This window comes from Collinsella sp. TM06-3 (assembly GCF_003436395.1).
Classification (GTDB): Bacteria; Actinomycetota; Coriobacteriia; order Coriobacteriales; family Coriobacteriaceae; genus Collinsella.
Genome location: NZ_QSPG01000007.1, coordinates 75,876 through 97,252, shown reverse-complemented (window position 1 = coordinate 97,252; position 21,377 = coordinate 75,876). Strand labels below are relative to the sequence as shown.

Sequence of the window (21,377 nt, the reverse complement as noted above, 5' to 3'; positions counted from 1 at the left end):
GCCGGATCGTAGGAAGGATGAATAATGGCAAAAGAGGGAAAGAAGCCGATCGGCAAGATTGTCCTAGGCGTCATCGTGGTGCTGGTTATCGTCGGTGCCGTGGGCTCTATGGGTGGCAATTCAACCGATTCGTCTGCGAGCGATTCGGCAAAATCTGCCGAGACGACACAGCAGGCTGAGGAGCAAAAAGAACCGCAAGAACCGTATACCATTGCTGACGAGGCTGAAGACACCTCCAATCAGTTTGCCTATAAGATCACGGGCACGCTGACCAATAACACGGACAAGGAAAAGAGCTACATTCAGATTGAGTATGTTCTGTATGATGCCGATGGCAACCAGGTTGGAACGGCTCTTGCAAACACCAATCATCTGAAGGCGGGCGGCTCCTGGAAGTTCGAGGCGCTGAGTACGGTGTCTCCCGACCAGGTTGCTAGCTGGGAGCGTTCGGACGTAAGCGGTTTCTAGCATGTTGCATGCACTGGGGGAGGTGAAGTCGTATGCCCGATAAAAAGCTGACCGAGGAGTTGCTCAATGAGCTTCTCGATGCGCCGAACATCGATGGCTATATCAGGGAGCACGACTTTGCCGCCCCGTCGCTTTCGGACTACCTGAAGCAGCTGCTGCAGGAAAAGGGCTTGGAGCGTTCGCGCGTGGTGCGTACGGCCGACCTCAACGAGACCTTTGGCTATCAGATCTTTACTGGTTCGCGCAATCCGAGTCGCAATAAGGTGCTGCAGATTGCCTTTGCGATGGCGCTGACGCTCAAAGAGGCCAACCGTGCACTGACGGCTGCCGGGGTAAGCGTCCTCAACTGCAAGGATCGCCGTGATGCGATTATCATCTTTTGCATCGATCGCGGGTGCAGCCTCCAAAAGGTCAACGAGGAGCTGTATCGCTTTGGCGAGGAGACGGTGAGTTAGCGGCTGATATCTGAGCCGGCGGAGCTGCCGAACAACGATGCAAGCGAACGGGGCGCGGATGCCATGGGGTGTCTGCGTCCTGCGCTATGATGGAGGCTATGGATACTCAGACCACAACATATTCCGATGACGAGCTGACCGCAGCGCTTGCCGAACATCTGGCGTCGCTCGATCGCGACGACAGCTATCGCGTGGAGCGTGTACTTAAGCGCTCGTCCGTTGAAACAACCGAGCTCGTGTACTTTGAAGGAACCGGCGGTGGTTCGCTCGGCCCCTTTGTCCGTAAACGCATCGATGCTTCGGCTCAAATCGGCGGGGCATACGAGCGTCTGTTTGCCGCCCAGCGGGCAGGCAGGCGTTTTGAGCACCTGCCCAGAATCGTCGATTGTCGTCGTGTGGGCGACGAGCTCAACGTGGTTATGGAATACATCGAAGGGGAGACGCTCGGGGTGCTGGTGGACCGTCTGGGAGCCACCCCCGATTATGCGCGTGAATTGTATCCTGCCCTATGCGATGCCGTGGGCGAGCTCCACGCCGGTTTTGCAATGGCGGGGGAGACGTCGGCGCCGGTGATCCATCGCGACCTCAAACCGTCGAATATCATCGTGACGGGTGCGAACTGTACGCTCGATGAGGGCCTGACGTTTTCGTCGCTGGTGATTATCGACTTGGGGATCGCGCGCGTATGGCGCGATGGCGCCGATGCCGACACCGTCAAGTTTGGCACGCGACCCTATGCGCCGCCCGAGCAGTATGGGTTTGGGCAGACGAGTGTGCGCAGCGACGTCTACGCACTTGGCGCCCTGTTGTTCTTCTGCTTGACGGGAGTCGACCCTAAACCAGGGCTCGACATGCGCGAGCAATGCGAGGCGCGTGGCATTCCCACTCCACTTGCCGATGCCGTCTGCATGTCGATGGCGCTCGACCCGGCCAAGCGTTTTGCGAGTGCGGAAGCGTTGGGACGGGCGACGCGCTCGGCATACGATCTGAGCCGCCCCGTGCGGCCTTCTACACCTGCGCCTGTCCGTACTCCGGCCTCGGAGACGGTGTTGACGCTCCAAGGGCTCCAGAACCCCGCAGGGCTTCCTAGGCCTGCCGCCTCCGCTGCATGCGGTCCGCTCTCTCGCGTTCCGGAGTCTCTGGGGCGCATTTGGAATACGCTTGTCTGCTTCTCCCTACTTGTGTTCTTTGCCGGAAGTCACTTTGCCGTCTTTCACCCCACGGGAGCAAACCAAAGCTACCCGACGTGGTTTCTCATAATCGAGTATTTTTTCTTTGTCGATGGCCTTATGGTGCTTATGCATTTTGCGCTGCTCGATAAGCGCCGTCTTCGTCGGCGATTCGCACTGCTCGACAGCTATCGCGGCAAGAAACTCGCGAAACTTTGGCTCAAGGCATTGGGTGTGCTGCTCCTATGCATGATCGTCATAGTCGCGGTTGCCAATGCGACCGGCGTCGTCGATACCTCCGCTACCTAAAAGAAAAGGGCCCCATTGGGGCCCTTTGCAGTTGCACCTAGATGCGGTTCATCTGAGTGGCGACTTTGTTGTACCAGTCCTGCCACGTGGGCGGGCAGTACTTTTTGGCCGCTGCCGGGGTAAGGGTGGAGCCGTAGTTGGCGCCCAGATAGGCAACGTGAGCGGAGATGCCCTCGCTCCAGCTGCCAAAGCTGCGCCAACCGCCGCCACGGGCACTCCAGCCCCAGGCGTTGTAAGAATTGGCGCAATAAGCACCCTTGGTGCTCTCGATGCAGGCGATGGCGGGGGACCAACGGGGGTCGACACCGGTATTCCAAGCGGCGACGGCAAAGTTATAGCCCTGGCCTGCCATGGGGGAGCCGACGAGATAATTGTCGATGCGGCTCGTCCACTCATTAATGAACGAATCGTAATCGGAGCTACCGGTATTGGCGTTGTTCACCGTGGTGTCGATGGTGGTGTTGGTGTTGGTGGCCTGGCTGCTGGAATTGTTGCCGCTAACGCCCTCGCCCGAGATCTTCTCGGCGGCAGCGGCCTTATCGGCCTCAAGCTTGGCAAGCTCGGCGGCATTTTCCTGCTCGGCTTTTGCCTGCGCCTCGCTGCGGAGCTGCTGGGCCTGAGCCAACGCATCCTCGGCGTTTTTCTGCTCTGCCTCAAGCTGAGACTTGGCCTGCTGGAGCTCAGCCTTGTTCTGCTCGAGTTCGGTTTGCATGTTATTGAGCTGTTCGATCTCGTCGACGCTCGAGCTCGTGATCTGGTTGGTGTATTTGCAGGTCGTGATGAACTCACCCAGGCTCTGCGCGTTGACCAGGAAGCTCACGATGGGGTTGGTGCCCTTCTGATACTTGTACAGATCGCGCATGGCGGAGCTTGCCTTGGCCTGCTGCTCGGGAAGCTTGGCCTCGATTTCCTCGATGCTTGCTTCATTGGAGTCAATCTGCTTTTGCAGGTCATCGAGCTTGGTGCGGGCGTCGTTGTAGGCGCTCGTGGTGGCTTCGATCTTCTGCTGGGCTGCGGAAAGCTGGTCCTGCGTTGCCTGCGAGGCGGCATACGCCGCAACGGGGGAGAGCATCGGCGTGGCCGTCAGCGCAACGGCGAGCGCGGCGCTCGTGATGATACGAGCCGGCTTCGACGCAATGAGCGCTGCGGTGCGATGATTCGAATGCTGCATCCAGTCCCTCTGCAATCAATCGTAGGTTATGGTTCGAACGGTATTCTACTACTGCTTTCGACCTCAACTTGAACCTTAAAGGTTCCAAAGGGTCAAGTTGAACTTGAGGCTTTGGCTTTGACCTGCAGTTATGATGAATTGTTGAGAAACCATAGAGTTCAACTTTAACGTTACGGAACCCTGTCGAGAGGGTTTTTGTTTATCAAAAGTCGCCTCATGTGGGGTTTTGCAACTACAGGGTCCCATCACGGCGAGGGCGGATTTCATGCTGGACGATTACGTCGATTGCCATAGATACGGTGGAGCTTTGGGCGCCGGCGGCTTGGCACGCTAGAATAAATCAGTTGCGCAAAGACCGCCCCGTTGTGTGGGCAGTTCATGATAGGAAGTTTCCATGGCATTGCAGTTTACAGAGCGCGAGTTCATTCCCGTGCTGCTCGGTGGCGACATCAACGCCTATTCGGTGGCGCGCGCCTTCTATGAGGAGTACCAGGTCAAGAGTCTGGTCTTTGGCAAGTATCAGACGGGTCCCGCGTACCGCAGCCAGATTATCGACTACACGCCCAACGTGGATATCGATACCATGCCCGTGATGCTCAGGACCGTCAACGGCATTGCCCAAGCGCATGCCGATAAGACGATTGTCCTTGTGGGCTGTGGCGATAACTATGTTGCCCTCGTGGCTCAGGCCAAGGATGCCCATGAGTTGGCGGATAACATCGTCGCGCCTTACGCTCCCTATAGCATGCTTGAGCAGTGTCAGAAGAAGGAGATCTTCTACGAGCTGTGCGAGAAGCATGGCGTGCCCTATCCGCATACCTTTACCTTCACCATGGCGATGCTGAACGCCCAAGGCGAGGCGCCTGCCGAAGTGCTCGACCAGATCGATTTTCCCTACCCGATGATTCTGAAGCCTTCTGACGGCATCATGTGGTGGCAGCACGAGTTCGAGGGCCAGAAAAAGGCCTATGAGATTGCCGACCGTGCCGAGCTGGAACAGGTCATTCGCGACTCGTATGCCAGCGGCTACACCGACGACCTGATCTTGCAGGATCGCGTGCCCGGCAACGACGAGTATATGCGCGTGCTCACCAGCTATTCCGACCGCAACGGCAAGGTCCGCATGATGTGCCTGGGCCACGTGCTGCTCGAGGAGCATCAGCCTCACGGTGTCGGCAACCACGCCTGTATCATCACCGAGCCCAATGACGAGCTCATGGGCGGCGTGCGCAAGTTGCTCGAGGACCTTCACTTTGTGGGTTATTCCAACTTTGACGTTAAGTACGACGAGCGCGACGGCTCGTTTAAGTTCTTCGATTTCAACACGCGCCAAGGTCGCAGCAACTACTACGTCACTAACAGCGGCTTTAACGTTGCCAAGTATGTGGTGGACGAGTATGTGTTCAACCGCCCGTTTGAGCCGGAGTTTGTGACGGCGCAGGACGAGGCGCTGTGGATGGTCGTTCCCATGGGCGTCGTCGACAAGTACGTCAAGGATCCCGAGCTGCGCGCTAAGGTGCATCGCCTGGACAAGGAAGGCAAGGGCGCCGACCCTTCGTTTATGAAGGGCGACTTTGTCTTTAACCGCTGGCTGCGCATGTGGCACACCAAGCTGCGCCACTTTAAGCTGTTCAAGACGTATTACAAGTAGATGAGTGCGGCGCCCGTCCGGTTTACATCGGGCGGGCGCGGGTATGATACGCGCAATTGCGCAAGCGTCACCAAGGAGGCGGCGATGGAAAAGCTGGGAGTTATCGGCGGCATGGGCGCCGAGGCCACGTCGTATTACTACGACCAGGTGGTGCGCCATACGGCTGCTGCCTGCGATCAGGAACATATCGACATGGTGGTGCTCTCCAAGTCGACCATGCCCGACCGCACGCTTGCCATTAAGACCGGCGAGCATGCCAAGCTGCTGGCGACCATGAAAGAGTGTGCCCAGGCACTCGAGTCGCTGGGCTGTGCGCACATTGCCATTCCCTGCAACACGTCGCACTACTTCTACGACCAGATCCAGTCGTTTACGAAGGTGCCGATTATTCACATGCCGCGTGAGTCGGTGCGCTATGCCCTTGCGGGTGCGGTGATGGGGGAGTGCGAGTTCGACCCCAACCTGAGTATGCCGGCCGAGCCAGTGCACAAGATTGGCATTATGGGCACCGACGGAACCGTGGGCGCGGGCGTCTACGGCCGCGAATGTAAGGCTGCGGGTGTTGAGGTTGTCTATCCCAGCGAGAAACGTCAGAACGATGTGATGTCGCTTATCTACGATGATGTAAAGGCCGGACGTGAGCCCGATATGGATAAGTTCGACCGCGTGATGTGGGAGTTCGCCCGTAGCGGCTGCGACCGCGTCATTCTGGCCTGCACCGAGCTCTCGGTGCTGCAAAAGTACCGAGAGATGCCCGAGATCACCCTCGACGCCATGGATGTCCTGGTGCGCGAATCCATCATCCGCAGCGGCGCCCCCTACCGCCTCTAGCTTCCGACCTGCCAAAAAGGGACAGGTTAATTTTGGTAGGTTTTATCTGGGAAAACAGTAAGGCCTCGGCTCGTTTGATGCGAGCCGGGGCCCTTTGCGTTTGGCGGTTGCCGGTGGCGATAGGTTAGAACAGGAATCCGAGGACGATGAGAGCAATGCTGGCAATAAGTAAGGCAATGTCCATGCCCTTGATGGGATAGCGCTTGTACGAGCTCGCGCGCGTACGCAGGTAAAAGCCACGTTGCTCGGCCGCCAAGGCAGTGGCATCGGTCTTGCCCACGGAGCTCACCAGCAGCGGCACGCAGAGCGGTAGCATGAGCTGGATCTTCTTGAGGGGGTTCTTGGTGTCGTACTCAACACCGCGCGCGGTCTGCGCCTCCATGATGGCGTTCATCTCCTGGCTAAAGACCGGTACAAAGCGCAGTGCCGTGGTAAACGTGAACGCATAGCGGTACGGCACGTGCAGCACCTCCACGCAAGCGTTAGCGAGGTCGCCGAGCTGCGTGATGGTGAGCATGAGGATGAGCGGCAGTGCCACGCCGAGCAGGCGAAGCGCCGCCTTGGTGCCGGTGATAAGACCATCTGTGGTAATCCAGGCAAAGATGGGGGCTCCGGTGCGGATAAAGGCGGTCTGCAGGACCAGCATGATTAGCGAGAGTGGCACCATGAGCTTGACGAGCGAGACGAGGCCCGCGGTCGATTTGGCGTAGATGCCCAAGGTAAAAGTCAGCACAAGCAGGGCGATCAGGAGCACATAAGTGTCGCCGAGGAAGGTCGCCAAGATAATAGCCGCGGCCAGGGCTAGCTTGGTCACGGGGTTCAGCCGGTGCAGCAGCGAGTCTCCGGGCACGTAGTCGATCACGTTAGTCATGGTTGAGCATCTCCTTTACCAGGTCGACCAGATCGGAGACCTGACTGATTCCGGCGAATCGGGGCGAAACGTCGCGCGCGAGTTCTTTGGACAGGGCCACAACCTGCGGTGGCTCCACGTAGGCGGCGCGCATGAGGGCATCGTCGGCAAAGATCCGGTTCGCGTCGCCGCGCTCGAGGATGCGCCCGTCAGCCATGACTACCAGGCGCTGGGCAAAGTCCGAGACGACCTCCATGTCGTGGCACACCATGATCACGGCGCAGCCGCGCTCGGCCATCTCGCTCACCGTCTCCATCACGGTCATACACTCGCGGTAATCGAGGCCGCTCGTGGGCTCATCGAGCAAAACCACCTGTGGGTCGAGCACAACCACGGACGCTAGGGCGACCATCTGTCGCTGTCCGCGCGAAAGCGAGAACGGCGATTCGTCCAAGGGGAGCCCAAAGCGCTCCGCCGCCACCCGTGCGCGCTGGCGGGCCTCGTCGGTGCCGACACCGTGCAGTTCAAGACCAAAGGCAATCTCGTCGAGTACGGTGTCGCGGCAGAGCTGGCGGTCGGGGTTCTGGAACAGCGTCGCGCATTTTGCAGCAATCGCGCTGGTGGGAACGTCGGCGGTGTTCATCCCCGCCATACGCACGGTTCCCGACGCTGGATGCAGAAGGCCGTTCAACAGCTTGGTGAGCGTGGTCTTGCCAGCACCGTTCTGGCCGATGACGCCCACGAGCTCGCCGGGATAGACGCACATGTTGAGGTTGCTGACCGAGGCACCACCATGGGGGTAGGCAAAGGTAACATCGGCGAGCTCAACTACTGGCTCCTGATTGGCGCCGCGGGGGACCGCCGGGATATGGGGAGAGGTCTCGGGCATATCGGCGGGCGCGTCCTTGCTCGTTGCATCCGCAAGTAAGGATGAGATTAGCTGGTGTGCTTCGGAAACATTGAGGCAGGGTGCCTGATCGCTCGGCAACAGGCCCGCTTCTGCCAGGCTGTTCGCGATGCGCGCGACGCGGGGACTGTCGACACCCATCTGGCGCAGCTCGCTTGCGTGGGCAAAGACCTGGTGGGGTTCGCCGTCAAACGCGAGCTTGCCGTCTGCCATGACGAGCACACGGCTACAGTATTTTGACAACAGCGCGACCTTCTGCTCGATGACAACCACGGTGATGCCGTGCTCGCGGTTGATTTGGCGCAGGGTGTCAAAAATGAGTGTGGAGCTTGCCGGGTCGAGCGCTGCCGTGGGCTCGTCGAGCACGAGCACGTCGGGTGCCATGGCGATGATCGCCGCGATTGCGACTTTCTGCTTTTGCCCGCCCGAGAGCGTGGCAATCTCGCGGTGGCGCAGGTCGCTAATGCCGACGGTCGCCAGCGTCTGGCTGATGCGCTCCTCGATCTGGTCGTGCGGTATACCAAAGTTCTCGAGGCCAAAGAGCATCTCGTCTTCAACGATGGGTGCAACCATCTGGGCATCGATGTCCTGCAGTACGCTTCCCACCACGCGCGAGATATCCGTGAGGGTGATCTCGCAGGTGTCGCGGTCATCGACGAGCGTGGCTCCAAAGAGCTTGCCGGTGTAATGGTGGGGGATGGCTCCGCTCATAACGGCGGCAAGCGTCGATTTGCCAGCGCCTGAGGGGCCGATGACGCCCACAAACTCGCCCTTTTCGATGGTGAGTGAGACGTGATCGAGGGCATTCTGCGCCTCGTGACCATAGGCAAATGAGACGTCATCGAGCTTGATGATGGTATTGCTGGAGCTCATGGGGGCCTTTCTATCGTAAAAGAGCACTGGTCGCAAAACGACCGGCGGTCTACATGGTAGCAAGTATTACTACTTGGTGAAGACCTTCTTGAGCGGAATGCTGAGGGCCTGGACCAGGATGGCGTTGAAGACGGCGGTGCCTAGGACCAGCGGAATCTTGACCGCGGCGGAGGCGATGGCGCCGCCCATGATTACCGTGCCGAACACGGCGAAGAGTACGCCCGAGATCAACGTGGCGACAAACGTGGCGACGAGCGGGTTGACGTTCTTACCGCCGATGCCTGACTTGACGAGCGAGACCATGGCGAGCGCGGCGACGGTCTCGGTGACAAAGTTGAGGCCGGGGATTGACGTGGTGAGTTGGATGACGCAGGCGGAGATAACCGCGAAGATGATTGCCTGGAGGTAGCTTGCGTCGATCAGAAGAATGGCGAGTGCGTAGGCGGCGATGATGAACTGCGGCTTGATGCCCACGATGGCAAGTGCGTTGCCGAGGGTCAAGTTGAGGATGAAGCCGGCGGCGAGCAGGATGGCGAGCAGGACGAGCGACTTGATGTCGATGATTCCAGCGGAGTTGGCAGTGGCGGTAACGGTGCGGGCGTTGTTTTGAGACATGGGAGTTCCCTCTCTCAATGGGTGTTGCGTCGGCATAGTTGATGGGCGGCGCAGGGATGGGGCGTCGTTGGGTTTTAGAGTGTTATGAGCAGAGTTGTTGTAGAGGTGTCTGCGTGTGGCTTGTCGGCTACTTAGTCGTTGAGCTTGAGGGCCTTCTTGATGGGGATGTAGAGGGCGGTCACGATGATGGCGTTGGCAACACCGGTGGCGGCGACGACAGGAGCCATGACGCCCATGAAAGCCGGGTTGTTCATGACGCCAAAGGAGAAGATCGCGGCGTAGATCATGCCGGAGATGAAGGTGACAACAAAGGTGCCGACGAGCGGGAGCAGGCCCTTGGCCTTGGAGTCGGCGAGCACAGAGACGAGCAGAGCCATGACCATTGCGGCGACGGGCTCAGCGATTAGGTCGGGGCCCTTGACGGAGGCGGTGATTTGGATCACCACGCCGGCGAGGAGGCCGATAATCGCGGACTGGCCGATGTTGGGCTTGACGATGAGAATCTCGAGGCAGAAGGCTGCGATGATGAACTCGGGCGAGAGGAAGCCTCCGGTGAGACCGCTAAAGAACTTGGAGACGGTCATATTGAGGACGAAGCCGGCGGCGAGGAGGATGGCGTAGAGAGTGAGTGCCTTGAGGTCGAGTTTGCCGCGGTCGGCGGTCTGGACGGTGCGGGGCTGGGCGGTGGCGGCGGTGTTCTGAGACATGGTGAAAGTCCTTTCGAAAAGGGGGAGTGCAAGAAAAAGTGGAGGCGCGTGATGCGAATGCGATCGGGCTCGAGATAGAAAAAGGCCCCCGGTCGAAACCGGAGGCCTTTCAGTCACCTAGAGCGTAAAAACAGGCGTGAGGGACTCACCGTCGACCGATCGTATTCGCATCACGCCACCACCAGTTGTTGAGAGACGTCATCGAGTTCTTCATGTTGGTGGCTCCTTTCGTGATGCCGTGGCGCTGTCGCACCTAGTTGCTGTTGCGCTGCACTATAGCACAGCGAAGTGTGTGCGGGGAAATCTTTTTTGAAAAGATTTCGGCGGTGTTTCCCGCCGGTCAGATGACGGGCTAGGAGGGCAAGGCCGCTCACGCTGTCTCGCCCTCCTTTAGAACGTAAGGGTCTTAGGCCTTCTTGCGACGATAGATCACGTAGGCGCAGACACCGATGATGACGACGGCGCCAACGGCCATGGCGGCCATGTTGTTGCCCTCGGACTTCTCCTCGGTCGCCTCTTCCTTAACCTCGGGCTCGGCAACGTCCTCATCGGAGAGGGCCTCGTCGGCGTAGGTGATGGACTCGACCAGGCAATCGTTGTCGGCATCGTAGTCGCTCGGGACGAACTTCTCGGAGAAGTCGCCCTTCTTGAGGTAATCGCGCATTTCCTCGAGCATGGCCTTGCACTTGACATAGGTGTTCTTGGTGGCAGCCTTGCCGGCCTTGTTGGCCAGGGCGGTGCGGGCCTCGGTGTCCTTGGCGGCCTGCATGGCCTCGTCGACGGTCAGGTTCTGCTCAATGAGCTCCTTCTGCAGGGCGTCGAGATAGGCGCGGACGCCGGTAGCGCAGTTGTCGCGGTTCTCATAGGCGAGCGTGTTAATGTCCATGAGAACGTAGTTGATGGAGTTCTTGGGCTCCTCGTTGTTCACAACGTCTTCCTCTTCACAGTGATCGAAGGAGACATCCTGATCGCTGAAGTAGGGGCTGACCTCGGTGAGCAGTGCGGAGTAGAAGGGGATAGCGACGGAGAACTCGGCGTTGGAGAGCATCTCCCACTGGATGGTCGCGATCTCGGGGTCCATGCCCTGACGGATCTGGAAGGTGTGGATCTCGGTGTTGCGGTTGGAACCAATGGCATAGGCGCCGTCGGTGTTGGCATTGAGGCCGGCGACATTCTCGCCACGAGTAGCAAAGCTGCGGATCATCTCAAAGGTGTTCCAGTCGGACTTGCCGGGCTGGAAGAACAGGGGCTGCATCTCGTGGACCAGGGCGCCGGTCGTGGCGCGAGCATCTTCGCGCTCGTCCTTGACGATCTCGTAGTCGGTGCCCTCGGCAAGCGGAGCCATGAAGTAATCGCGTCCCTGGATATAGCGCGACCAAGAATGCATGGCATTCTCGCTAATTTCCTCACCGTAGGTCTGGGCAACGTCGAACTGGCCGTCATCGAAGTACTTGGCAAAGCCCTTTTCTTCGGGCATGGTCTGAATGTCCTTGGAGTGGAGGCAGTTCTCGGTGTCGTCGAGGTTAACCTTGTAGTTAAGGTTGCCGATGTTGGGGTTGACCGAGGCGATGTCATCGGCGAGCTTCATGGCAATCCACTGATGGCCAGAAAGTCCGGCGAACAGCCAGGTCTCGTTGTTGTCGGCGATGATGATCTGGTCGTTGGTGCAGATGCCCTGCTCGTCGACCAGGCTTCCGAGGAGCTCGACGCCCTCGCGGGCCGTGGCGCTTTCGCCCAGGATGACGCTGGCGTAGTTGTACTCACCGATGCCGGTCTCCTCGGTAACGGGGTCGGCCTCCTCGGCCTTCTCGTTGTAGGAGGTGCTCAGCGTGGCAGAGCAGGAGACGCCCTTCTCGTTGATGCCAGCCTCGGAATAAGCGTCATAGCGATCTTCCCACTGAGAGGGGTTGTCGCGAACGAAGGTGTAGCGATACGTGGGGCCCGTGGACTTGTACTCAAAGCCGGATTCGAGCGAAGTGTACTTGCTACCGTCCTTGTGCGCAGGCTCAATGCCAAAGTGCTTGATATAGCGCGTACTAAAGTCCTCTGCGCGGCCGTAGTACGTGTTGCCGTCTGCCGTGAGCTTGCTGCCCATGTAGATCTGGGTGCAGGCGAGCGCCGAAGTCGGCATGGCCATAATGGCCGCAGCTCCGAATGCAAGGCCGCAGCCAAGCTTCTTGAGCGTGTTGACGGGATGAGTAAACCTCATAATCCCTCCCAACCGTTGAAACCCCGCGGAACCGTGCAGGATTTCAGCTAATAAATACATCTATTAGCCTATCGGAAGTCTAAAGAGTATTCATCTATCTTGATGAAATACTCGATGAGCGTCCTAAAATATGCGATGAACGGATAAGAATACTCATTTTGTAGCTTAAGTTAAATAAAGGCACCCTGCAATTACTGCAGCTGGATAAAGCACCTTGCACGAGTCGCAAAGAAAAATCCCCCGCTGTTTGGCAAATGCATAAACAACGGGGGATACGAGAATTGGATGAATATCATACCAATGTGGAATTATTTCTTCCGGCGGTGGATCACGTTGATCGCATAGCCGACGAGCATGGCCAGAACAATGACGATAAAGCCGAGCAGGGGATTGTCATTCATGGGGTCCTCCTATTTTCCGAGCGGGGAGAATTCGTCGACGATGAGGTCGAGGCATTGCGGAAGCGCACGGGCTCCAAAGACGCCCGAGTTGCTGGAGATGATTTCGCCATCGAACTGCATACCCAGCGACGGCGTGCAGGTGATCTTGGCTTCTTTGGTCTGGATGATCTTGAACTGCGGACGGCCGAGCACCTTGCCGGCGGGGTCGAGCGCGGCGGTGATCACGGTGGGCAGGAGCTGGACGGTTTTTACGGGCTCGATGACCGCGATGTCGACCATGCCGTCGTTCATACGGCAATCGGGGAACAGGTTAATGTCGTTTTGAATGACCGAGGTGTTGCCGGCCATGCAGCAGATGCCATCGAGCTCCTCGACAATGCCGTCATGCTCAATCGTAAAGTGCGCCACCGTGGGGTTGGGTGTGGCGAGCGCCGACAGGAAATAGGCGATCTCGCCGATGTCGTTTTTGGTGGGGGCGGCCTTCATCATGATCTCGGCATCGTAGCCCGATCCGGCGATGATAATAAAGCCGTGGCGCTTTTCGTTGCCGTTCTCGTCGAGCCAAAAGAGCTCACCCATATCCGCCTTGACGGTGCGGCCGACGCGGCAGGCCTTGGCGAGCGCCGCGGCCTCAGGGGCATTGCCGATGTTGTTAAAGAACAGGCAGGCCGTGCCGGAGGGGAAGACGAGCGTGGGGACGCCGCATCCGCGCATTTGGTCGAGCACGTTGGAGACGGTGCCGTCGCCGCCCGAAATCACCACGCGGTCAAACTCGCGCACGTCTGCCACGGCGTCCTCGGGTTCCATGCCATCGCCGATAAAACGCATCACGACCTCGTCGCCGCCCTGCGCGAGGGCGTGCGTGAATGCGAAGATTTCATCTGAGCTGGGGCCCGATGCCGGGTTGTGGATGATAAGGCAGCGCATACTTACGTTCCCGTTCTGTGACTAACCGAGTATAGTTGTAGGGCAATGCCGATATCCTACCCGTGTTTTTCGGGCCTAACCTTATTCGATGGGTTGATATGTACATTTCCACACATCAGGCTCTGCTCGACTTTTGTCAGCGCGCCCGCGAGTTCGACGCGATTGCCGTCGATACCGAGTTTTTGCGCGAGCGCACGTTCCACCCGCGCCTGTGCTTGGTCCAGATCGCCACCCCTGCCGAGAGCGTCGCGGTCGATCCTCTGGTGATCGACGACCTATCGCCGCTGGCAGAGCTTATGGCCGACGAGAGCGTGACCAAGGTGTTTCACGCCTGCTCGCAGGATATGGAGGTTATGCTCCATACCGTGGGCGTGCTGCCGCGTCCCATTTTTGACACGCAGGTTGCCGCCGCCTTTTTGGGCGAGCGCCAGCAGATTTCGTATGGCGCGCTCGTTCAGACGTTCTGCGGCGTATCACTGCCCAAGACCGAGTCGCTGACCGATTGGTCACGCCGCCCGTTGACCGATAAGCAGATCGAGTACGCGATCGATGACGTCAAGTACCTGATCGTCGCCTATACCGAGATGATGAGTCGCCTGCGCGAGCTGGGCCGGGTGGACTGGGTACTCGACGAGTTGCGCCCACTGGCCGACGAGTCGCACTATCGCGCCGATCGTCACGAGGCGTTCCGCAAGGTCAAGCGCATCAACTCGTGCAGCCGTCACCAGTTGGGCATCGCGCGCGAGCTCGCCGCCTGGCGCGAGGACCGCGCCGAGCGCCGCAACGTCCCGCGCAAGTGGGTCATGTCCGACGATACGTTGCTGGCGCTCGTCAAGCGCAATCCCGTGCGCGTCGAGGAGTTCCGCAGCATCCGCGGCACCGACCAGCTGGGGGAGCGCGATGTGGACGGCGCGCTCATGGCCATCAAACGCGGCGCGAGCTGCCCGCACGACCGCCTGCCGCTCATGGTGCGCGGGCATCGCCAGATCTCGCCGGAGCTGGAGAGCGTGACCGACCTGATGTATGCACTCATTCGCTTGGTTGCCGAGCGCTCGGGCGTGGCTACCTCGGTCATTGCCTCACGCGATGACCTGGCCGACTACATTGAGCATCCCGAGCAGAGCCGCCTGCGTGAAGGTTGGCGTTTTGAGCTTGTGGGCTCGCGCCTGGACGATCTGCTTTCCGGCAACATGGGCCTCACCGTGAAGGACGGAAAGATTGAGTTGTTATAGGGAAGCCTAGTCGGCTGAGTGGGTAGAATGCCTCCAACGTGTAACTCGATTCGGAGGAATTCGCATGCCTTATTACTATGGATACGGCTTTGGTATCGACCCGCTGTACCTGTTGGTTGTCCTTGTCTGCACAGTGCTTGGCCTTGCCGCGCAGAGCTATATCAACTCGACGTACAAGACGTGGTCTAAGGTGCGCTCGGACGGCGATACGGGCGCCACGGTCGCTCGCCGCATGCTCGACGCCAACGGTTGTAGCGCCGTGGGCATCAAGGGCGTTGCCGGCGAGCTTACCGACCATTACAACCCGCAGGATAACAACCTGTATCTGTCGGACGCTAACCGTTCGGGCGGGTCGGTCGCAAGCGTTGCTGTCGCTTGCCACGAGGCAGGTCATGCCGCGCAGCGTCAAAGCGGTTACGCCATGATGAAGGTACGCACCGCTTTGGTCCCCGTCGTCAACTTTACCCAGAACACCTGGACGATCGTGCTGCTCATGGGCCTGTTTATGAACATAGCAGGGCTCACGACCCTCGCGCTGATCTTCTTCTCGTTTAGTGTGCTATTCCAGCTGGTTACGCTGCCGGTCGAGATTGATGCCAGCCGACGTGCCGTGGCGTATATTGAGCAGTCGGGCATGAGTTCCAAGCAGGTCAACGGTGCCAAGAAGGTGTTGACGGCTGCCGCGCTCACCTACGTGGCCGCGGCGCTCACCTCGATTATTCAGCTGCTCTACCTTATGGCTCGCTACAACAGAAACTCCAACCGATAACAAATGGGACCGACGGGCGCCGTGGGGATTTGTGTCCCCGCGGCGCTGTACTATGTGTTGGACTTGAATTAGCGCAGGGCCGGAGCCCATGTGCACGATGACGAAAGGGGGCTGCGTGGCAGGCTGGAATCTAACCGGCAATGCCGTTTCCGCCGAGTTCGACGGATCGGACGAGCAGGAGCGCAAAGAGCTCAGCGTGAGCCAAGCGGTGGAGATCGCCGCCGGCGCGCTCGATGCCATTCCACAGCTGAGCGTTTTGGGTGAGGTCACTGGTTTCCGCGGTCCCAATGCCCGAAGCGGCCACTGCTACTTCCAAATCAAGGACGACTCGGCGGCCGTCGACTGCATCATCTGGAAGGGCGCCTATCTTAAGCGTACCTTCGATCTGCGCGACGGCATGCAGGTGAGCTTTAAGGGCAGTTTCAATCTCTACAAGCCCACGGGTCGCATGAGCTTTGTCGCCCGCTCGTTCTCGCTGGCGGGGGAAGGCCTGCTGCGTCAGCAGGTGGCTCAGTTGGCCGAAAAGCTGCGTCGCGAGGGCCTGATGGATGAGGCGCGCAAACGTCGCATTCCGGTGTTTTGCTCGCGTGTGGCAGTCGTCACCTCGCTTTCGGGCGCCGTAATCGATGACGTCAAGCGCACATTGCGTCGTCGCAATCCGCTCGTCGAGCTCGTCTGCGTGGGCGCAAAGGTCCAGGGCGAGGGTGCGCCGGCAGAGCTTATTGAAGGCTTGCGCCGCGCCGCTGCCATTACGCCGGCGCCCGATTGCATTTTGCTCGTGCGCGGCGGTGGCTCCTTCGAGGACCTCATGACCTTTAACGACGAGGAGCTTGCCCGTGCGGTGGCATCCTGTCCCGTGCCCGTGGTGACCGGTATTGGGCATGAGCCCGATACCTCGATCTGCGATATGGTGAGCGACCGTCGCGCCTCCACGCCAACGGCGGCGGCAGAATCGGTGGCGCCGGCTATGACGGAGTTGGCCGACGTGCTCGAGACGCGCCATCAGCGTCTGGGCGCCGCGATGGCTTCGATGATCGGGTCGGATCAGGTCGATCTGGAAATGCTCGACCAACGCGGTCGTCGTGCCTGGGACACCTATACGGCTCGCTTAGGCGATGCACTCGATGCGGCTGCGTGCCGCCCGTGCCTCAACGACCCAACGTTTATGGTCGAGCGTCGCGAGTCTGAGCTTGCCCTGACGGCTGATCGTCTGTCCGGCGCCATAACGCGTTCGGTTGGGGCCTTCCGCTCCAACTTCGAGCGTCTGCCCGAGCGCTTGATCGCAAGCACCTCAGGACTCGATGGCAAGCGCCATGCGCTCACGCTCGCGAGTTCTCGCCTGGAGCATCAGGGGCGCACGATGCTCAGCAAACCCGCGTCCGACCTGGGCCGAGCTGCCGCGTCGCTCGATGCCCTGTCGCCGCTCAAGGTGCTTGCCCGTGGCTACTCCATCGCGTACAGCGATGATGGTGTGGCTACGAGTGCCAAGACCTTTAAGCCGGGCGACGCCATCCGCGTACGCATGGCGGACGGCAACGTGGCAGCAACCGTCGATACGGTCGAGTAGACCTCGTTTCACAGTGATAGACCTTTAGGAAAGGAAACAGATATGGCAGAGAAGACCCCGGTCGAGCAGCTTACGTACAAGCAGGCTTCGCAAGAGCTGGAGCTCATCATCCGCAGCCTTGAGTCGGGCGATATGGAGCTCGAGGAGTCGCTCGAGAGCTACACCCGCGGCGTCGAGCTCCTCAAGAGCCTGCGCACCCGCCTGTCCGATGCCGAGCAGAAGGTCTCGGTGCTCCTTAAGGACGTCGACGGCAACGACGTGCTCGCCGACGGCGAAGCCGCCAACACCGACGACAACCTCTCGTTCTAACCATCCCGACCAAATATAATTACCTTGGTCTGTGAGAAAGGAACCAACCATGTGCGATTGCATCTTTTGCAAAATTGCCAACCACGAGATCCCCTCGACCGTTGTCTATGAGGACGATCAGGTCATCGCCTTCGACGACCTTAACCCCCAGGCGCCGGTCCACACGCTCGTGATCCCCAAGAAGCACTACAGCGACATCGCCGACAACGTGCCTGCCGAGACCATGGGCGCCATGGCTCACGCCATCCAGGAGGTCGCCAAGGCCAAGGGTCTGGAGGACGGTTTCCGCGTCATTTCCAACAAGGGTGTCAACGCCGGCCAGACCGTCATGCACTTCCACATGCACGTCCTCGGCGGCAAGAACCTGGGCGAGAACCTCATCTGAGGGCGCGTAGTCCGTCGACTTGGCTGCCTTTGGAGTAATCTATGCAGCTTTCTCAACTCGAATACCTTCAAGCGGTAGCGAACTATGGCGGCGTGCGCAAAGCAGCTCGCGCCGTTCATGTGAGTCCGCAGGCCGTTTCGTCGGCAATCAAAAAGTTGGAATCTGAGTATCAGATTGTTTTGCTCAACCGATCGGCGGGGGAGGCTGTTTTGTCTCCGGCGGGCAGAGAATTTGCGCGTCGTGCACGCGTGATCCTGGCACAAGTCGACGATCTCAAAAAGTACGCTCAATCGGGGAACGGCGGCGTTTCGCCCGACGGCCATTTCCGTCTTTACGCCCCCTGCCTTCATGGGCGGGGGCGCCTTTTTGCCGAAAACTGGTATGACTCGTTTGAACGCTCGCACCCTCAGATTCACCTTGATGTGTGGCATCAGCCAACGGCTACATGCTTTGAATCACTTATACTTGGAATTTCGGACGCGGCTATCTCGTTTGAGGAACCACGGGACAGCGTTCTTTCTTCAAAATATTTGGGTGAAAAGGAGCTCAAGGTTCTTTCATACCCAGCGGGTCATCAATCTGTTGACGCTATGACCATTCGTGAGTTACTGGGCGGCAGGCTCGCTGTTCCCATTAATTTGTCACCCTGTCTCAATGCGATTAACCAATGCCCTGAAGCCCAGCTCGTCAATTTTCGCTTCCGTGATGTCGAATACGAAAACAGGGCGCAGGCTGAGTTTCTTCAAGCCGGGGGATTGATATTGGGTTTTTCTGGCTCTTCTCACGCATCGGATGGATCGGAAGTGAGCGAGTGCTCCATTGAAGCCTCACATGACGTAGCCTTGCCCATTTACTTTTGCTATCGACAAAATGCCTGGACCGATCGACACCAGACGGTATTTCTCCACCTATTGCGTCATCTCGCTTCGTGAGGCCATTTGGCCTCGTGTCGTCAAGTGAATGTTGACGCCTTGTAACACATGACTGACGGCTTTGCCCTCATGCTTTTCCAAGATTCCGATTTAGATTGTTGACTCTTGGAGGGCGGAGCATGAAAAACCGTACGGTTTTGCTTTATATGACGTTCGTTTTTCTGTCGAATTTCAGCACCATTTTGTATTTTCTGACGGTTTACCTTGAATTCGTCGGATTCTCGATGGCGGCGATTTCTAGCATGATGATTGCACATCAAGTGAGCAAGTTCATCCTTGAAGTTCCCACTGGCTATATTGCTGATAGGTTTGGACGAAAGACAAGCGGTCTCGTTGGCGTCGTGGGGATGCTTGGATACTACGCCGCCCTGCTTCTCGTCCGTTCCCCTCTGCTTTTAATCGGTGCGTTCGCTCTCAAAGGTTTTGCCGTTGCATGTCTGAGCGGATCCATAGAAGCGATTTACATTGACAGCGTCTCTCAGGACCAGCTCGTAAGACTTAATGTCGTTGAGCGATTTGTTTTCTATGCCTCTTATGCCATCTCCGCTTGCGTGGGCGGTTTCATTTCGTCTGTCGGTGCATATCTCATTGGTCTTTCGGCAGATATCATCGCAATGGTGTTGACGTTGGTTGTCGTTGTCTGCATTCCTGAGATGCGAAGAGGGGGCGCTGCGGGGGCACCTGAGCGTGGAATTAGCCCGAAGATGATCGGTGCTGCTATTGCGTGTAATGGCATTCTTCGTTCAGCGTTCATCATGGACTGTTCTCAGGCATTTGCTTTTGTCGCCCTGGAAGACTTTTTCTCACTGCTGCTTGCGGGTCGCGGAATGAATGCCGTCGCTTCGGGTGTGACCATTGCGGTCCAGCTCCTTGCCTCGGCCTCTATGGGGCTTATTGTGCCCAGTGTGAGTGCTCATGTCGACAAGGGCCGTTTTGCGCGTATTTGCGGCATCATTCGCTTAGTATTGACAGCTTTGTTTTTGATCCCCCTTACTCCGGCTAATTTGCTGCCCGTGTTCTATGTGCTGCAGACGGTCGCCTACTCGTTGTTTGCCCCAATCAAATACTCAGTTTTTCAAAATGCTGCCGATTCATCGATGCGCTGTTCACTGATTTCGGTTCAAAGCCAGATGGTGGCGGTGGGCGCTGTTCTTTTCTATCTGCTCAACTCTGTGCTGAGTAGCGTTGCGGGCATTCGAGTCGTATTGCTTGTTGCGCTCGGGATTACTTCCCTGGTGTATATCCCCGCGCTATTTCGTCTTACAAGTCAAAGGCCATGAGCATTTAGGCATCGATAACTTATATATCAACGCAATAAACCCGAGCGCGAGGGCGTTTGGGTTTATTATTGAAGCGTATGTAACCTGGCGGCGCCACACCGCCTGTTAGTAGGGAGACACATGAACGTTCTGGTCGTCAACGCAGGATCTTCGACCCTTAAGTATCAGGTCATCGATACCAAGTCCCACAAGGTGTCCGCAAAGGGCTCCTGCGAGCGCGTCTGCTTTACCGGCGGTACCTTCACCCACGCTGCCAACGGCTCCAAGAAGGTGACCGAGAACATTGAGTTCCCCGACCACAAGGTCGCCATCGAGGTCGTCCTGAAGGACCTCGAGGCCAACGGCGTCAAGATCGAGGGCATCGGCCACCGTATCGTTCAGGGCGGTTGGTACTTTGGCGATTCCTCCCTCGTCGACGAGGACGTCCTCGCCAAGATCCGCGAGGTCGCTCCGCTCGCTCCGCTGCACAACAACCCCGAGGCCAACGTTATCGAGTACTGCCTCGAGCAGTATCCCGACCTGCCCAACGTCACGGTCTACGACACCGCTTTCCACTTCAACATGCCCGAGGTCGCCAAGACCTACGCCCTGCCCAAGGACGTCTGCGACAAGCTGCACATCCGTAAGTACGGCGCTCATGGCACCAGCTATCGCTACATCTCCAAGAAGGTCGCCGAGATGACCAACGGCGAGGCCCGCAAGGTCGTCGTGTGCCACATCGGTTCCGGCGCTTCCCTGTGCGCCATCGAGGACGGCAAGTGCATGGACACCACCATGGGCTTGACGCCGCTCGACGGTGTCATGATGGGCACCCGCTGCGGCTCCATCGACCCGGCCACCGTGTGCTACCTGCAGCGCGAAGGCGGCTACACCTTCGACGAGGTCGACGAGATGATGAACAAGAAGTCCGGCCTTTTGGCTGTGACCGGTGGCAAGACCAACGACTGCCGCAACGTTGAGGAGCTCGCCGCTGCCGGCGACCCCGAGGCCCAGCTCGCCTTCGATATGTTCGTCTACAAGATTGCCGCCAAGGCCGCCGAGATGGCCACCTCCATGTGCGGCATGGACACCCTGGTCTTTACCGCCGGCATCGGCGAGCACGCTCCGGCCGTCCGCGCTGGCGTGGCCGATCGTCTGGCCTTTATGGGCGTCAAGATGGACCATGCCCGCAACGCTCTGCGCGGCGACGGCGCTTGGTGCCTGTCAGCCAAGGATTCCAAGGTCAAGATTTTCGTCATCCCCACGGACGAGGAGTTCATGATCGCTTCCGACGTCGAGCGCATCGTCAACGGCAAGTAATTGATGCAAGGGGAGGGGACTGGATGGCCTTGTGCCGTTCAGCCCCCTTTTACGCTCTTTG

General features: G+C 58.6%; 20 protein-coding genes. 13 read left to right on the top strand and 7 right to left on the bottom strand.

The window, feature by feature from the left end:
• The first annotated feature begins 24 nt into the window (after positions 1-24).
• The 3 genes from DXD56_RS04720 (at position 25) to DXD56_RS04710 (ending at position 2,401) form a co-directional block, all read left to right on the top strand.
• Positions 25-468 carry an FxLYD domain-containing protein gene (locus DXD56_RS04720; protein WP_117640353.1) on the top strand — a complete coding sequence of 148 codons (444 nt, stop codon included), beginning with the start codon at positions 25-27 and terminating at the stop codon, positions 466-468.
• A 32-nt stretch (positions 469-500) separates the two neighbouring features.
• Positions 501-923 (top strand): XRE family transcriptional regulator, encoded by a 423-nt coding sequence (locus DXD56_RS04715; protein ID WP_117640352.1) that lies wholly within the window; start codon positions 501-503, stop codon positions 921-923.
• Positions 924-1,021: 98 nt separating this feature from the next.
• Complete coding sequence (locus DXD56_RS04710) at positions 1,022-2,401, top strand: protein kinase (RefSeq protein ID WP_158549329.1); 1,380 nt, start codon at positions 1,022-1,024, stop codon at positions 2,399-2,401.
• A gap of 37 nt (positions 2,402-2,438) precedes the next feature.
• Here DXD56_RS04710 and DXD56_RS04705 read toward each other — a convergent pair whose 3' ends face one another.
• Positions 2,439-3,572, bottom strand: coding sequence for a glucosaminidase domain-containing protein (locus DXD56_RS04705; protein WP_117640350.1), 1,134 nt, complete (start codon positions 3,570-3,572; stop codon positions 2,439-2,441).
• A gap of 394 nt (positions 3,573-3,966) precedes the next feature.
• On the opposite strand from DXD56_RS04705, the gene DXD56_RS04700 reads away from it, so the two are divergent.
• Entirely contained in the window at positions 3,967-5,223 is a 1,257-nt protein-coding gene (locus tag DXD56_RS04700) for an ATP-grasp domain-containing protein (RefSeq protein ID WP_099431498.1), read from the top strand.
• Positions 5,224-5,307: 84 nt separating this feature from the next.
• Positions 5,308-6,054 carry an aspartate/glutamate racemase family protein gene (locus DXD56_RS04695; RefSeq protein WP_040358337.1) on the top strand — a complete coding sequence of 249 codons (747 nt, stop codon included), beginning with the start codon at positions 5,308-5,310 and terminating at the stop codon, positions 6,052-6,054.
• A 124-nt stretch (positions 6,055-6,178) separates the two neighbouring features.
• Here DXD56_RS04695 and DXD56_RS04690 read toward each other — a convergent pair whose 3' ends face one another.
• The 6 genes from DXD56_RS04690 to DXD56_RS04665 all read right to left on the bottom strand — a co-directional run bounded on the left by DXD56_RS04690 (position 6,179) and on the right by DXD56_RS04665 (position 13,543).
• Complete coding sequence (locus DXD56_RS04690; RefSeq protein ID WP_117640348.1) at positions 6,179-6,925, bottom strand: energy-coupling factor transporter transmembrane protein EcfT; 747 nt, start codon at positions 6,923-6,925, stop codon at positions 6,179-6,181.
• On the bottom strand, positions 6,918-8,684 hold the full coding sequence (locus DXD56_RS04685) for an ABC transporter ATP-binding protein (RefSeq protein WP_117640347.1): 1,767 nt from the start codon (positions 8,682-8,684) through the stop codon (positions 6,918-6,920). The genes DXD56_RS04690 and DXD56_RS04685 overlap by 8 nt, the downstream gene beginning before the upstream one ends.
• Before the next feature lie 69 nt (positions 8,685-8,753).
• On the bottom strand, positions 8,754-9,299 hold the full coding sequence (locus DXD56_RS04680; RefSeq protein ID WP_117640346.1) for a hypothetical protein: 546 nt from the start codon (positions 9,297-9,299) through the stop codon (positions 8,754-8,756).
• Positions 9,300-9,430: 131 nt separating this feature from the next.
• On the bottom strand, positions 9,431-10,006 hold the full coding sequence (locus tag DXD56_RS04675) for a hypothetical protein (protein WP_117640345.1): 576 nt from the start codon (positions 10,004-10,006) through the stop codon (positions 9,431-9,433).
• Positions 10,007-10,412: 406 nt separating this feature from the next.
• Complete coding sequence (locus DXD56_RS04670) at positions 10,413-12,215, bottom strand: C69 family dipeptidase (RefSeq protein ID WP_158549327.1); 1,803 nt, start codon at positions 12,213-12,215, stop codon at positions 10,413-10,415.
• Between the two features lie 410 nt (positions 12,216-12,625).
• Positions 12,626-13,543: a diacylglycerol kinase family protein gene (locus DXD56_RS04665; protein ID WP_117640343.1), complete on the bottom strand. Its 918-nt coding sequence runs from the start codon at positions 13,541-13,543 to the stop codon at positions 12,626-12,628.
• 98 nt (positions 13,544-13,641) lie between these two features.
• Here DXD56_RS04665 and rnd point away from each other — a divergent pair, with 98 nt between their 5' ends.
• From rnd to DXD56_RS04625, 8 genes are all read left to right on the top strand, one after another.
• Entirely contained in the window at positions 13,642-14,775 is a 1,134-nt protein-coding gene (gene rnd / locus DXD56_RS04660) for a ribonuclease D (protein WP_117640342.1), read from the top strand.
• Positions 14,776-14,839: 64 nt separating this feature from the next.
• Positions 14,840-15,544, top strand: coding sequence for a zinc metallopeptidase (locus tag DXD56_RS04655; RefSeq protein WP_099431506.1), 705 nt, complete (start codon positions 14,840-14,842; stop codon positions 15,542-15,544).
• 115 nt (positions 15,545-15,659) lie between these two features.
• Entirely contained in the window at positions 15,660-17,111 is a 1,452-nt protein-coding gene (gene xseA, locus DXD56_RS04650) for an exodeoxyribonuclease VII large subunit (RefSeq protein ID WP_370446005.1), read from the top strand.
• 42 nt (positions 17,112-17,153) lie between these two features.
• On the top strand, positions 17,154-17,420 hold the full coding sequence (gene xseB, locus DXD56_RS04645; protein WP_006234311.1) for an exodeoxyribonuclease VII small subunit: 267 nt from the start codon (positions 17,154-17,156) through the stop codon (positions 17,418-17,420).
• 49 nt (positions 17,421-17,469) lie between these two features.
• On the top strand, positions 17,470-17,805 hold the full coding sequence (locus DXD56_RS04640) for a histidine triad nucleotide-binding protein (RefSeq protein WP_035137921.1): 336 nt from the start codon (positions 17,470-17,472) through the stop codon (positions 17,803-17,805).
• Between the two features lie 41 nt (positions 17,806-17,846).
• Positions 17,847-18,737: a LysR family transcriptional regulator gene (locus tag DXD56_RS04635; RefSeq protein ID WP_117640341.1), complete on the top strand. Its 891-nt coding sequence runs from the start codon at positions 17,847-17,849 to the stop codon at positions 18,735-18,737.
• A 119-nt stretch (positions 18,738-18,856) separates the two neighbouring features.
• On the top strand, positions 18,857-20,017 hold the full coding sequence (locus tag DXD56_RS04630) for an MFS transporter (RefSeq protein WP_117640340.1): 1,161 nt from the start codon (positions 18,857-18,859) through the stop codon (positions 20,015-20,017).
• 120 nt (positions 20,018-20,137) lie between these two features.
• The gene (locus DXD56_RS04625) at positions 20,138-21,316 is read left to right on the top strand and encodes an acetate/propionate family kinase (RefSeq protein WP_006234305.1); all 1,179 of its coding nucleotides are present in this window, start codon (positions 20,138-20,140) and stop codon (positions 21,314-21,316) included.
• The last annotated feature ends 61 nt before the right edge of the window (positions 21,317-21,377 follow it).